We start from the raw sequence: 14,599 nt of genomic DNA, 5'->3' as shown, positions 1-14,599 counted from the left end.
TTGAAAAATACTTCATTTAAACTTGAGTTAGCTGTCAGTTCCGCTTTTTGCAGTATAAAAAGAGCGAATACTATTCATATTAAAAGCCAATAAATGATTATGCTGTTTAGCGGAATGATATGCGTACGAAGATAAACTCATTTTTCGTGGGTTTCGAAAAATGAATTCATTAAAACCGAGCTAGCTGCATCTACGACTTTCGCAGTTTGTCGAGGTTGATGAAGAATCTATTGGCTAAGGAAAAAATTGGTGTGGAAAGTATAGTCGAATCGTATGCGCACGAAAATATAGGTATTTTTCTGCTCTTTGAAAAATACTTCATTTAAACCTGAGTTAGCTGTCAGTTCCGCTTTTCGCAGTGTAAAAAGAACGAAATCTGTTCCCTTTAAAAGTCAATATATGATTCTGCTGTTTAGCGGAATGATAAGACGCAGATAGTCGATGATCAAAAAACAATTGACGATGTGTTTGTATTGCCAGAGAAAGAGAGTTAAAGGCGGTCATCTCAATATTTTTTTCTTTTTCATAAAAGTTTTTTTATTGAATAAAAAACACTGGCTCGGTATGGTAAAATATTCATTGGAAAGAAAAATAATTAGAAATAACGATAAAAATATATAGATAGGAGAGCGTTGAATGAAATTAATTGAAACACCCTTGAACAGTAATGTTAACTTGGAAACACTGTATCCTAATCTAACCAAATACTTTTTTGATAAACGGCAAGCCGTGAAATTACTAAAACTTTACGCCTATGATCGCACGAAAATAATATACGCGGATCGTTTTGACACGATTGATTTGCTGTTGTTGAATCGTAAACGCAAAATTAGTCATGAAGAGGTAGATACCATTATTCACCGTTTGTTAAAAGTCGATCGTGAAGACGTAGTGGTGAATGTAGGGTATAAAAAACAAATTATGGAAGCTGGAATGCGCCCGAAGGAATCGTATAAAGATATCATTGCGGTGGAATACAAGGTTCCAAAAGAATAGCAGCTAGACATGAGAGGCCTAGAGCCTCTCTTTTTTATACGTTTGAGCAGGATTATCGTAAACTTTTAGAGTTTTGCTAGTTGAGCTTTAGCGAGAGAAATTTAATAGATCATCAGAGAGCTAAAATTACTCTCACTGAACTCTTGTGCTATAATAATTAAAATAGTTTAATTTACTAAAAACAAATGAGGAGCATGACTATGAAAAAGTTGTACGAAGATGACAGTTTGACACTTCATACGGACCTTTATCAGATCAATATGATGAAAACTTATTGGGAGACAGGTCGCGCGGATCTACATGCCGTATTTGAGTGTTACTTCCGCAATATGCCGTTTGATAATGGCTATGTCATCTTTGCTGGTCTTGAACGATTGGTAAAATATCTGGAAGATTTGACATTTAGCGAAAGTGATTTGGCTTACTTAGCTGAAGTGGAAAATTATCCAGCAGATTTTATCAATTATTTGCGTGATTTCAAATTTGCTTGCACCGTTCGTTCAGCGGTAGAAGGCGAATTGGTCTTTAGCAATGAACCGATCATTCAAGTAGAAGGACCGTTATTGCAGTGTCAATTAGTAGAAACAGCACTTTTGAATATTGTTAATTTCCAAACCTTAATCGCTACAAAAGCGGCTCGGATCAAATCGGTTATCGGGGAAGATCCATTGTTGGAATTCGGAACACGTCGAGCACAAGAATTAGACGCAGCACTTTGGGGAACCCGGGCAGCTTATATTGGCGGTGCGGATGCCACGAGTAATGTGCGCGCAGGAAAAATCTTTGGGATTCCTGACAGTGGAACGCATGCCCATTCTTTGATCCAATCTTATGGGAATGACTATGATGGATTCAAAGCTTATGCTGAAACACATCGCGACTGTGTCTTTTTAGTTGATACCTATGATACGATCAAATCCGGTGTACCAAGTGCTATCAGAGTCGCACGCGAAATGGGTGATAAGATCAACTTCTTAGGCGTGCGGATTGATAGTGGTGATATGGCCTACATTTCAAAACGGGTACGACAGCAATTAGATGAAGCAGGCTTCCCAGATGCGAAGATCTATGCGTCGAATGATCTAGATGAAAGCACGATCTTAAACTTAAAGATGCAGCATGCGAAGATCGATGTGTGGGGTGTTGGTACGAAATTGATCACTGCCTATGATCAACCAGCTCTTGGTGCTGTCTTTAAATTGGTCTCAATTGAAAATGAACAAGGCGAAATGGTGGATACCATCAAACTTTCAAGCAATGCGGAAAAAGTCACAACGCCAGGTAAAAAACAAGTGTGGCGGATCACACGTAAATCTGACGGCAAATCAGAAGGCGATTATGTGACACTATGGGATGAAGATCCTCGTGAAGAAAAAGAAATTTACATGTTCCATCCCGTATATCCTTACATCAACAAAACAGTGAAAAATTTTGAAGCACGTCCAGTTCTAAAGGATATTTTTGTAGATGGAGAGCTTATGTATGAGTTGCCTGATTTAGAGGTAGTCAAGCAGACGGCCAAAGACAGCTTGGATTCATTATGGGAAGAATACAAGCGCGACCTAAACCCACAAAAATATCCAGTCGATCTTTCGACAGATTGTTGGAACCATAAAAACAAAATTATGGACCAAGTACGTAAATCTGTGGTAAAAACGAATCAAGAAGATTAGGGAGTGGATGCGTCATGACGTTACAAGAGGAAATCATTAAGGAACTAGGTACGAAACCAGAAATTGACCCGCAAGAAGAAATTCGTAAGAGTATCGATTTTTTGAAAGCTTATCTTACTAAGCATCCTTTTTTAAAAGCCTTTGTTTTAGGGATCAGCGGCGGACAGGACTCTTCATTAGCCGGTCGCCTGGCACAACTTACAATGGAAGAAATGCGTCAAGAAACTGGCGACGACAGCTATAAATTTATCGCTGTTCGTTTACCTTACGGTGCCCAAGCAGATGAAGCGGATGCCAAACGGGCTTTGGATTTTATCAAACCAGATGTTAGCTTAAGTGTGAATATCAAAGGTGCTGTCGATGCAGAAGTATCCGCGTTAGAAGAAGTGGGTGTTGAAATCAGTGATTTCAATAAAGGCAACATCAAAGCACGCCAACGTATGATTACTCAATATGGAATCGCCGGTGACAACCAAGGGGCTGTCATTGGAACGGATCATGCAGCAGAAAATATCACTGGATTCTTTACAAAATTTGGTGATGGCGGTGCTGATATCTTGCCATTGTTCCGCTTAAATAAGCGGCAAGGGAAAATGCTGCTGAAAGAGTTGGGCGCAGATGAAGCCTTGTACATGAAAGTTCCAACGGCTGACTTGGAAGATGGCAAGCCATTGATCGCTGATGAAGTTGCTTTAGGAGTTACTTATGACAACATTGATGATTATCTAGAAGGTAAAACGATTGATGCTCAAGCGCAGGCAACGATCGAAAATTGGTGGAACAAAACTCAGCACAAACGTCATTTACCAATCACAGTTTTTGATGATTTTTGGAAATAAATTGATAAGAAGAAGTCTAGTAGGGATTCGTCCCCATTAGACTTTTTTTGCGAGTCCGACTTTTCGTAGAGCAATCAGTTTGAGAGGAGTTTTACTTTTTTTGAGTAAATGGTTGAACAACGGTCTTAGTTGGATCGTATGCGAAACGAAAATAAGCTCATTTTTCTGGTTTTAGAAAAATGCTACACCGAAACTGAGCTAGCTGTCAGTCACACTGTCAGCATTATTATCTTTTGAAATAGTAAGGAATGTCGACGTTTAATGTGGTTGGCGTTCTTTACTTTCTGCTGATTTCTCGCTAAACTATTTAGGATGCGTCATTATTTACTAGGGGTATATAGATAGGAGAGACATATGCAAAAAATTCGGAAGCTTCCTTGGCGCCCATTCTTGAAAATGATTGGCGTGCTAGGCTTGATTCTTGTTTCAAATCTTTTTTTTCAGCTCACTCAAAATGAGTTTTCTTTTGATTTAATGTTCAAATTTGCCTTTTCTTGGCACACGGAAAAAATCTTTTTAGGGTGTTTGGTCCTGCTGATTTTCTTTGGTTGGCTCAGCAGTTTATTAGGTTCATTAAAAACAGGCAGCCTATTCTATCTTTTAGCAGTGATTGGAGTAGGGATCGCAAATTATTTGAAAATGAAGTATCGGATGGAGCCAATCTATCCGGATGATTTGAAAATGATCACCGAATTCGGAATGATCCGTGATATGGTAGGCATCCCATTATTTCTTTTATTCTTACTGCTCTTGGCAGCAGGGATTTTTTTAGTCATTTTCAGTGTAAAGAGAAGTCTGAAGCTAAGCAAGAAACAGCAATGGATACGTTTGGCTTTCTTTATTTTGACCAGTGGACTGCTGCTGTATATTGGCAGTTTTAACCAGCAGGGCAATTTGTTGCGGAAGGCTTATAATAAAACGGCACTGTGGATTCCTTATAGCCAAAAAATGAATTACTATAATACAGGATTCATGGGAGGCTTTCTATATAATCTGCCAGTTGATGCGATGGAAAAACCAAAAAATTATTCAGAGGCAGCTGTCAAAAAAATCACCAAATCCTATCAAGCAAAGACGAAGAACGAGTCTCAGGAAAAGCCGAATATCGTTTATGTCATGAGCGAAAGCTTTTCAGATCCAGGACGCTTGAAGGGATTGGAAATCTTTGGCGGCGATCCCTTACAAGGCTATCGTTCAGTAGCGGATAAAACGTATAGTGGACAAATGCTGTCACAAAATTATGGCGGCGGAACGGCCAATATTGAGTTTGAAGCGTTGACAGGCTTCTCAATGGAATTATTCAATGCACAGATGACGACGCCCTATACCATGCTAATGTCAGAGTTTGATTCTTTTCCTTCTATTGTAGATACCTTGAAAGAGCGCGGCTATGACTCCACCGCTATCCATCCTTACAATACGTCAATGTATAAGCGCAAAGATGTTTATAAAACGTTCGGTTTCGATCAGTTTTTAGACGAGAGCACGATGAAGCATACGGATAAAATCGAGAACAATCCTTACATTTCTGACAAGGCGGCTTATCAAGAAATCTTTGACCAATTAGAGAATAATAAAAAGCCGCAATTTGTCCACCTTGTGACGATGCAGACACATATGCCATATGAGAATAAGTACAATGATCTGTCTTATGCAGTCAAGGGAGACAATCGATTGTCGGTACAAAGTTATGTCCAGGACATTGCGTACAGCAGTGAAGCACTCAAGGCATTTTTGGAACAACTGGATGATTTGCCTGAACGAACATTGGTAGTTTTTTGGGGCGATCATTTGCCAGGGATTTACTCAGATGAAACCCAAAAGGAAAACCAAGGACATTTATTACATGAGACAGAATTTCTGATGTACGACAATCAGCATAAACTGAATAATCAGCAGGTGACGACTAGTCCGTTTTATTTTGCGGCCGATCTTTTTCAACAAGGTAGGCTTCAAATGACTGGTTTCCAGAATTTATTAGTCGCATTGCAAAAAGAACTGCCGGCTTTTGAAAAAGGAATGTACTATCAAAATGGAAACTGGTATAAAGAAGCGCGGTTGAATCAAAAGCAAGAGAAAATCTATCAGGATTATCAAATGATTCAGTATGATATCACCGCCGGAAAACAATATAGCTTGAAGGATAAGTTCTTTGATTAATTAGAACTAGAGGAGCGAATATGGGATTTAAAAAGAAAGACAATCAGAATTATTATAATCCGCTTCGGCGGGCAATCTTAAATCACCAGATGATCGAGCCGGGAGATAAAGTGGCAATCGGGATGAGCGGAGGCAAAGACAGCACGACATTACTCTATTTACTGGATCGTATTCGTCGCCAAGGTCGTTTAGGCTTTGATTTTGAGATCGTACCAATTACGTTGGACATGGGATTTGAAGAGTGTGACATAACACCTATGCAGAAGTTTGTGGAAAGCTTGGGTTATGCTTTAGAAATTGTACCGACGAATATTGCTAAAGTTGTTTTTGATATTCGAGAGGAAAAGTCGCCATGTTCTTTATGTGCTAAGCTGCGTCGAGGAATCCTTTATAATCGAGCAAGGGAGCTTGGCTGCCAGAAGGTTGCTTTAGGTCATCATGTGGATGACGCATTGGAAACTTATTTTATGAATTTTTTGTTTCACGGCCGATTAAACAGTTTCGAACCAAAAAGCTATTTATCGAAAACAAAGGTGACATTGATACGTCCGATGATCTATTTGGAAGAAAAGCAGATTATTCGACTTGTGAAACGCGAAGAACTGCCAGTCGTTTTTAACCCTTGTCCTGTGGATAAGAAGACAAAACGGGAAGAAATCAAAAACTTGGTGACAAGCATAGCTAAAAACTACCCAGATATTCGGGAAAAGTTTATAATGGGCATGGAACAAGGAACAGCTGAAGATTTTTGGACAAAAGTCTCTGCTGGAAACTCTTACAATTAATCAATTGAAAAGTAGTGATTGTATTCCAGCCTTTTCTCATGCTATAATTCGTTTTGTATTCATGAGGGAGTAACTAGCAGCGCAAGCTGTGGCAACGCCACCAGCAAGAAAAGAAATTTTCTGGTGTTGTCTTAAATAGTGAGACTTATGTATGTTGTTTTTCGCATACACAAGTCTATTTTTTTATTCCTAAAAGGAACGCTAATTTTTAAGGATGTCCGTTCAACTTTGCCAGTTTTTCTTTATGGTTTGTCAGTTCTACTTCCTGCTTAAGCAGGTTAGTAGAATGATATGTCTTCGAAAGTCCAGATAAATTCTTTTAAGAATTTATCGACATAATTTTAGAGAAGACTAGCGTAATTAGAAAAATGGTATACGGCATTCTAATGGACTAATTTTTCCTTGAAAAATTAATTCATTAAAAAGAATAAGGAGGATAAGAATGTCAGAGGAGAAAAAACAACAACTGCTGAAACCTTTTTATACTGAGGAAACAGAACAGGTCTTAGCAGAGGTTCAAACGACTGAAGAAGGGCTGACGTCTGCTGAAGCAGAAAAACGCCTAAACGAGTTCGGTTTGAATGAATTAGAAGAGGGCGAAAAGAAAAGCATGCTTGCTCGCTTCATCGAACAGTTCAAAGATCTGATGATCATTGTCTTACTGTTTGCGGCAATTATTTCTGCGGTCGTCTCTCACGAGGTAGTGGATTCGATCATTATCTTAGCAGTGGTTATCATTAATGCGATTATGGGGATCGTTCAAGAATCAAAGGCAGAAGAGGCAATCGAAGCTTTGCGAGAAATGTCGACACCAAATGCCAATGTTCTGCGAGATGGACATATCAGCTCAGTAAAATCGACGGATCTTGTTCCCGGCGATATCGTAATGTTGGAGGCCGGCGATGTGGTTCCTGCGGATCTACGTTTGTTAGAAGTTGCTTCATTGAAGATTGAAGAGGCAGCACTTACAGGTGAATCTGTACCAGTCGAAAAAGAAATGATCGTCATTGAAGATGGAGAAGTCGGTATTGGTGATCGTGTCAATATGGCTTACTCAAATAGTAATGTGACATATGGCCGTGGTAAAGGTGTGGTGGTCAACACTGGGATGAATACCGAAGTTGGTAAAATCGCCGGGATGTTGGCACAAGCGGATGAGACCGAAACACCGCTTAAAAACAACCTGAACCAATTGAGTAAATTCTTGACTTTCGCCATTATTATTATTGCGATTGTAATGTTTTTCGTTGGGATCGTCTTCAATGATACTTCTTGGGTCGATATGCTATTGACTTCGATTTCATTGGCGGTTGCAGCGATTCCTGAAGGCTTGCCAGCGATCGTTACGATTATCTTAGCTTTAGGTACGCAAGTAATGGCAAAACGGAATTCAGTAATTCGTAAGTTGCCAGCCGTTGAAACATTAGGTTCAACTGATATTATCGCTTCTGATAAAACAGGTACGTTGACACTGAACCAAATGACGGTTGAAAAATTATATGTAGACAATCATCAATACGATGCGAATGGTGAAGTACCCGTCGACAGTATGGCGATGAAAGTTATGAACTACGCAAACGATACTAAGTTCACCCAAGAAGGCAACTTGATCGGTGATCCAACTGAAACAGCTTTGGTTCAATTTGGGTTGAATAACAGCTTCGATGTTCGAGAAAAAGTAGCTGAAGAACCACGTGTCGGTGAGCTGCCCTTCGACTCTGATCGAAAATTAATGAGTACGTTACATGAAGAAAAAGATGGCAAAATCTTAGTCGCTGTGAAAGGTGCTCCAGATGTCCTGCTTAATCGTACTTCACAGATTTTACTAAATGGTCAAGTTGTACCAATGACGGACAAAGAAAAACAAGACATTTTAGCCAATAACAAAGACATGGCGCAACAAGCGCTGCGTGTTTTAGGAATGGCGTACAAATATGTCGATGTCGTTCCAGCTGAATTAGAATCAGAAGTAGTCGAAAATGATTTGATTTTTGCTGGCTTAGTTGGAATGATTGACCCAGAACGTGCCGAAGCGGCAGAAGCGGTACGAGTTGCCAAAGAAGCGGGCGTACGTCCGATCATGATCACAGGAGACCACAAAGATACAGCAGAAGCAATTGCTGCTCGTCTAGGAATCATTGAAAAGGGCGACGATGCCTCAGTCTTAACGGGTGCACAATTAAATGAAATGTCTGATGAAGAGTTTGCTCAAAAAGTTGAACATTATTCTGTTTATGCTCGTGTTTCACCAGAACACAAAGTTCGAATCGTGAAAGCATGGCAAAAAGAAGGCAAAGTTGTTGCCATGACTGGTGACGGTGTCAATGATGCTCCAGCCTTGAAACAAGCCGATATCGGTATTGGTATGGGAATCACTGGTACAGAAGTTTCTAAAGGCGCTTCTGATATGGTCCTTGCTGATGATAATTTCGCGACGATCGTCGTTGCCGTCGAAGAAGGACGTAAAGTTTTCTCAAATATCCAAAAAGCAGTGCAATATTTGCTGGCTGCGAACTTGGGTGAAGTTTTGACGCTATTTATCGCGACTTTACTTGGTTGGGATACATTGTTGCCAATTCATTTATTATGGATCAACTTAGTGACGGATACCTTCCCAGCGATTGCTTTAGGAATGGAACCAGCAGAAAAAGATTTGATGCAGCACAAACCTCGCGGACGCAGCTCTAACTTGTTCTCTGGCGGAGTCCTATCAAGTATTATCTACCAAGGGATCTTAGAAGCAGGTACAGTATTGTTTGTTTACTGGTCAGCGATTCAATGGCCTGTCCACACAACTTATACGGAAATCCATTCTGACGCATTGACGATGGCCTTTGCGACACTAGGATTAATGCAGCTATTCCATGCCTTCAACGTGAAGTCGGTTCACCAATCCTTATTCAAAGTTGGACCGTTCCGTAACAAGAGCTTCAACTGGGCGATCTTACTATCATTTGTTTTAATGATGGTGATTATCGTGGTACCAGGATTGAATGATATCTTCCGAGTAGCACATCTTGATTTATATCAATGGGGAATCGTGATCGGCGCATCCTTTGCGATTATTCCAATCGTTGAGATTGTTAAAGCTTTCCAACGAAGCGCACAAAAAAAGTAAGATAAGAAAAAAAAATCGCATGAAGCCAGATGTTGGCTCACATGCGATTTTTTTGTTAGTGCTACTTTTTTACAGTTATTTCAGTTTGACCAGAATTAATTATTCTTGAGAATACCATTGTACTGGTTGTTTAGCACGGGCTAGTTACTGATTCTAAATATGAACCAGCTATTTAATCAAAGCGTACATTTGCATATCGACGACTTTACCGTTTTTCACAGCATTCTTTCTTAGGGTCCCTTCAAATTGAAAACCATTTTTCTCAAGTAAGCGGCAAGACGCCTGATTAGTGGAGAATGGTTCAGCAAAAATGCGGATGATATCTGTTTCCGCAAAAACATAGTCAGTGAGTTGTTTTACGGCCTTTGTACCGACTCCTTGTCCCCAATAGTCTTCAGCTACATAATAGCCCATCTCGGCTGTTTGGCGATGAATGTTACCGCAGCGGAAGGCCCCGATACTGCCAATCGCTTGATCCTCATCATTAACGATCGCAAAGGCGAAAGTTTTGGTTGGATCAGCGTTCAACATGTCATTGATAAAGGCTAGTGCGTCTTGTTCGGTATAAGGGAAGGCTAGTCCATCACGTAAATTATCTTGAATCTTTTTGTTGCTTAACATCTTTGCCAAGGATGCGGCATCTTCTTTCCGCCAATTTCGAATGATCTTGTCCATAAACACGCCTCCTAAATTACATTTACTTAAAGTTACCATCAAAAAATGCAGAATTGAAGACATTTCTAAATATTTCCTGAGTCGCTTTGCATCTCGTTGGAAAATCGGTAAAATGGGAGGTATCAAAAGATAGAAAGTAGGAATTGATACATGCGACCTAATACAGGGTTTTATGCTAGAGAAATTAATGAGATTGTTCAAAATACAGAAAAAATGGGTGAACGTTTGCATCCAAGTTATGAAGAAATTCGGACAGCATTGGACGAAAAGAAAATGGCTGAGTTCGATCAAGAACGTTTATCAGAGATTCACGAATTATTTAAAGAGGGCACGCAGTTTTATCAACTGAACTTAGAAAAAATCAATATGCTAAAAGCCCCAGCGAAAGTAATGGGTAATCATAAAAGCTTCGAAAAAGCCTATGTTCAATACGTAGCCGGTTGCCAAGAAATGACGGACAGTTTGCTGCCAGAAGTAAATGAAGAAGCTTTCAATGCCGCTGAAAAAAAACAGGATGAAGCGACCGACATTATCTATAAAACAATCCAAAAAATCACGAATCTGTTATTGAAATAGTAAACAAACCAAAATCAAAAGAGAACAAAGGTTTTCTAATTTTATTATAACGTTATTTTAAATACAGCTGGAACAGAATCGGTTATTATAAATACATAACCAATAACAACCTTTTCTTTTTCATTGCATTTAGGTAATACTCCTTTAGCACCGATTTGCCGATCGGTGCTTCTTTTTGTCAGTTCTGCTTTTCGCAGTTTACTGAAGTTTCAAATCTAACTATCGATTATTGAAAATAAAGAAGACAAATTGTTTAGCCAGAATGATATGCGTGATGATAATAAAACTCATTTTTCCGTAAGAAAAATGAATACCTTGATAGGAATTAGCTGCGAGTTCCATTGCTTTAGCTGGTTAAGTAGAATCGTATGCGAAGTGAGAATCAACATCATTTTTCGTGGGTTCCGAAAAATGATTCCCTTACTAGGAGCTAGCGGTCAGTTCTGCCTTTTGCAGTTTTCTAAAGTTTGAGATCCAATCTCTTCTTACATTCGGAAAATTTAGGAGACAAGTAGTTTGGCAGAATGATATGCGTGATGATAATAAAACTCATTTTTCCGTAAGAAAAATGAATACCTTGATAGGAAATAGCTGCGAGTCCCATTGCTTTAGCTGGTTAAGTAGAATCGTATGCGAAGTGAGAATCAACTTCATTTTTCGCGGGTTCCGAAAAATGATTCCCTTACTAGGAGCTAGCGGTCAGTTCTGCTTTTCGCAGGATACTGAAGTTTAAATCCAGCTATTGATTATTGAAATAAATTCCTTATCTCGAGATTGCTGCGAATTTTATAGTTAAACTGCATAATTTAAGAAATAAGCATAAAAAATAAAGTTTATAAAAAACTGGTCTCTAAGTAAAATCACTCAGAGACCAGTTTTCATTTTGATTAATTCTCAATATTTCTCACATAGTTTTCAAAATAATCATTTAAATCGTTCTTGATTTTTTGATATTCTTCTTCGGTATATTCTTTTTCTTCTAAACGCCCTTTGAAGTTTGGCAGGTCTAAATCTTTTTTAAGTCTTTCTATAACTGCTTCTTTATCCATAGACATTTCCCTTCTCTCTAGTAAGATATTTCTTAAAGTAATTTCTTTCTACAGGTCATTTGAAAAGTCGAGCTAGTCAAAATACACACAAACAGCTTCTGGTGCAAAAACATCTTTTTGAATCATGCTTAAGAGACCGGTTTGGCTGTCACGACGATAAAGGGTCAAGTTGTCGCTGTTTTGATTGGCAGCAACGACGTAGTCATTATCAGGGCTTAATGCGAAGTCTCTTGGGAAATCGCCTTCTGTTGAGATTGATTGGATCATTTCAACACTTGACCCGTCTTCGTCAATAGCAAAGACTGCGAGGGAATTATGTCCACGATTTGAAGCGTAAAGATAGCGACCGTCGTTTGAGATGCGAATCGCTGCACCGCCATTTTCACCGTCATAGTCTTTTGGTAAAGTGGAGACTTTTTGTTTTTGAGTAAAGCTGCCATCGGCTTCGTCATAGGCTAAGACAGTCACAGTGCTGTCAAGCTCGCCAAATAGATAGGCGATCGATTTATTTGGATGGAAAACCAAATGACGCGGGCCAGTACCAGGCTCCGCTACATAAATCGCCGCTTCTTCGACTTCGCCTGTTTCGGCAACGTCATAGGTGTAGACACGATCCGTTCCCAGATCACAAACAGCTAAGCGTTGATCCGGTGTGAGATCCGTGTAATGAGTATGGGCCTTGTCTTGATTTTTATGCGGTCCAGTCGGCTCAGTGTGAGCAAGCGTTGCAGCAGCTGTTAGAGAGCCATCTGGTTGGATTTTATACGTATTCAGCTCACCTTTGTGATAATTAGCGCCATAGACCAATTGACGTGCTTCATCAACGGCTACGTAGCATGGTGGAGCACCGTCTTCTGTCACCGCATTCAAAAAGCTGTTTTGAGGATCATAGCTGGACATTCCACCTTGATCATTGCGGGTTGTAACAGAATAAAGAAAATTTTCTGTACTTTTTGCAAGATAGGTAGGGCTGTTTTCTTCCGTTACTAGTTCCAAGTTGGCTAACGTTTCAGCTGCTGTATCTAACTCGATCTGATAGATGCCTTGACTGATGCGTCGTGTGTACGTTCCTAAAAGTATTTTGTGGATCATTAAAAAACCTCCTTCAATATATCTACCATTTTAGCAAGTTTATTCCCGCTTGGATAGCGCTAGCTTTGTGATATAATTGAAAAATAAATGTGAAAAGAGTGTGACTTATGACAGTGACAGAAATTACTCAAATTGGAAAAAATGCGATTAATGATGAAAATATTTTAGTGCTTTTTGGTGAAAATATCACACCTGATCTGTTAGACGTTTCAATCGTTCAGAAAAAGCTTGGTGACGAATTGATCGCGGTAGAAAAGGGCGGACAGCTTATTTTTGGAGATCAAAGCTATCAAATCAATGGTGTTGGACCATTAGCAAATGAAAATTTAAATGAGATTGGGCATGCGACTGTTTTCTTTCAAGAAGAAGTCGGCATGATCCCCAATGCGATTTATGTCACCCCAGAAAAGCTTCCTGAATTGGAAGTTGGGATGAAAATTACATTTCAATAGGAGCGTGAGTGCGTGGATAAAAAGAAATTAACGCAAAAAACATCTTGGTTCTGGAAATGGTTTTTAAACAGCCAGGTTGTCGTGGCATTGATCATTGTATTATTGCTGCTGTTGATCGCGTTGGTCTTTACAAAAGTATCCTATCTATTTGAACCGGTCGGACAATTTTTTGCGATTGTCGGTTTGCCGATGGTGATTGCCGGGATTCTTTATTATTTAATGAATCCTGTGGTCAATTTCATGGAGAGAAAAGGATTGAAGCGAAATATTGCGATTATCCTGCTGTTTATTGCAGTGGTTGCTTTGCTTATTTGGGGAATTGTCGTCATTATTCCGCAGATCAGAGAGCAGGTCGGCTCAATGATGAAAAGCCTGCCGGGGTATTTTGATACGGTCAGTGATAAGTTGGGTGAAATTTTTAAAGATCCAACCTTCCAGCCGATTCAGCAGCACATTGAAAGTAGTTTGCAGAAGATTTTAGAGTCCTTAACGGATACGGCACAGAAAATTTCTCGTGTGACGATACAGGGATTAGGAAGTGTTGTTTCTACGCTAGCAACAGTCGTGATCGCATTGATTACAGCACCGATCATTCTGTTCTTCCTATTGAAGGACGGTGATCAGCTGGCACCATACTTCATTAAGTTCCTACCAACGAAGGCACGCAAGCCAACACTGAAGGTCATGACCGAAATGAATTCTCAGCTGGCTTCATATATTCGCGGTCAGCTAACAGTAGCATTCGCAGTAGCGGTGATGTTTATTATCGGGTTCTCCTTAGTTGGTATGAATTATGCGGTCACTCTAGGAATTATGGCTGGTTTTTTGAATCTGATTCCTTATCTTGGGTCCTTTTTAGCCATGGTACCGGTCGTCTTTATTGCGATTGTTACTGGACCGGTCATGCTGGTAAAAGTAATCATTGTTTTTGCGATCGAGCAAACAATCGAAGGACGGATTGTTTCACCGTTAGTATTGGGGAACCAATTAGAGATCCATCCGGTGACAATCATGTTTGTCCTTTTGACAGCTGGGAAGATTTTTGGGATTGCCGGTGTGATTTTAGGGATTCCATTTTATGCGGTAGCGAAAGTAATCTTACTCCATGTATTTGAATGGTATAAGGGTGTTTCGAACTTATATGAAGATGAAACTGTAGAAAAAACGCCTGTCGATGAATGATC

12 protein-coding genes are annotated in these 14,599 nt (G+C 39.6%); 9 read left to right on the top strand and 3 right to left on the bottom strand.

From position 1 onward, the window contains the following. The first annotated feature begins 636 nt into the window (after positions 1 to 636). From E6139_RS15260 to E6139_RS15235, 6 genes are all read left to right on the top strand, one after another. Positions 637 to 996 (top strand): DUF1827 family protein, encoded by a 360-nt coding sequence (locus E6139_RS15260; protein WP_316403992.1) that lies wholly within the window; start codon positions 637 to 639, stop codon positions 994 to 996. A gap of 200 nt (positions 997 to 1,196) precedes the next feature. Next, positions 1,197 to 2,669, top strand: a complete 1,473-nt coding sequence (locus E6139_RS15255; protein WP_316403991.1) for a nicotinate phosphoribosyltransferase — start codon at positions 1,197 to 1,199, stop codon at positions 2,667 to 2,669. 14 nt (positions 2,670 to 2,683) lie between these two features. Next, positions 2,684 to 3,508 (top strand): ammonia-dependent NAD(+) synthetase, encoded by an 825-nt coding sequence (gene nadE, locus E6139_RS15250; RefSeq protein WP_316403990.1) that lies wholly within the window; start codon positions 2,684 to 2,686, stop codon positions 3,506 to 3,508. A 354-nt stretch (positions 3,509 to 3,862) separates the two neighbouring features. Next, positions 3,863 to 5,668 carry an LTA synthase family protein gene (locus E6139_RS15245; protein ID WP_316403989.1) on the top strand — a complete coding sequence of 602 codons (1,806 nt, stop codon included), beginning with the start codon at positions 3,863 to 3,865 and terminating at the stop codon, positions 5,666 to 5,668. A 20-nt stretch (positions 5,669 to 5,688) separates the two neighbouring features. Continuing rightward, on the top strand, positions 5,689 to 6,453 hold the full coding sequence (locus tag E6139_RS15240) for a tRNA 2-thiocytidine biosynthesis TtcA family protein (RefSeq protein WP_316403988.1): 765 nt from the start codon (positions 5,689 to 5,691) through the stop codon (positions 6,451 to 6,453). Positions 6,454 to 6,895: 442 nt separating this feature from the next. Then, positions 6,896 to 9,571, top strand: coding sequence for a cation-translocating P-type ATPase (locus E6139_RS15235; protein ID WP_316403987.1), 2,676 nt, complete (start codon positions 6,896 to 6,898; stop codon positions 9,569 to 9,571). 168 nt (positions 9,572 to 9,739) lie between these two features. On the opposite strand, the gene E6139_RS15230 is transcribed toward E6139_RS15235, so the two are convergent. Beyond that, the gene (locus E6139_RS15230) at positions 9,740 to 10,246 is read right to left on the bottom strand and encodes a GNAT family protein (protein WP_316403986.1); all 507 of its coding nucleotides are present in this window, start codon (positions 10,244 to 10,246) and stop codon (positions 9,740 to 9,742) included. A gap of 150 nt (positions 10,247 to 10,396) precedes the next feature. Between E6139_RS15230 and E6139_RS15225 the strand changes: the two genes are divergently transcribed. Continuing rightward, positions 10,397 to 10,822, top strand: coding sequence for a hypothetical protein (locus E6139_RS15225; protein WP_316403985.1), 426 nt, complete (start codon positions 10,397 to 10,399; stop codon positions 10,820 to 10,822). A gap of 887 nt (positions 10,823 to 11,709) precedes the next feature. On the opposite strand, the gene E6139_RS15220 is transcribed toward E6139_RS15225, so the two are convergent. After that, entirely contained in the window at positions 11,710 to 11,871 is a 162-nt protein-coding gene (locus tag E6139_RS15220; RefSeq protein ID WP_167325164.1) for a hypothetical protein, read from the bottom strand. Positions 11,872 to 11,943: 72 nt separating this feature from the next. After that, positions 11,944 to 12,963 carry a lactonase family protein gene (locus tag E6139_RS15215; RefSeq protein WP_316403983.1) on the bottom strand — a complete coding sequence of 340 codons (1,020 nt, stop codon included), beginning with the start codon at positions 12,961 to 12,963 and terminating at the stop codon, positions 11,944 to 11,946. Between the two features lie 107 nt (positions 12,964 to 13,070). On the opposite strand from E6139_RS15215, the gene E6139_RS15210 reads away from it, so the two are divergent. Next, complete coding sequence (locus E6139_RS15210) at positions 13,071 to 13,415, top strand: PTS glucitol/sorbitol transporter subunit IIA (RefSeq protein ID WP_316403982.1); 345 nt, start codon at positions 13,071 to 13,073, stop codon at positions 13,413 to 13,415. A 12-nt stretch (positions 13,416 to 13,427) separates the two neighbouring features. After that, positions 13,428 to 14,597 carry an AI-2E family transporter gene (locus E6139_RS15205; RefSeq protein ID WP_316403981.1) on the top strand — a complete coding sequence of 390 codons (1,170 nt, stop codon included), beginning with the start codon at positions 13,428 to 13,430 and terminating at the stop codon, positions 14,595 to 14,597. Positions 14,598 to 14,599: the final 2 nt, after the last annotated feature.

Source organism: Enterococcus sp., from assembly GCF_032555305.1.
Classification (GTDB): domain Bacteria; phylum Bacillota; class Bacilli; order Lactobacillales; family Enterococcaceae; genus Enterococcus_A.
Note: the sequence above shows the minus strand (reverse complement) of the source record. Positions and strands in the feature narration are given on the sequence as shown.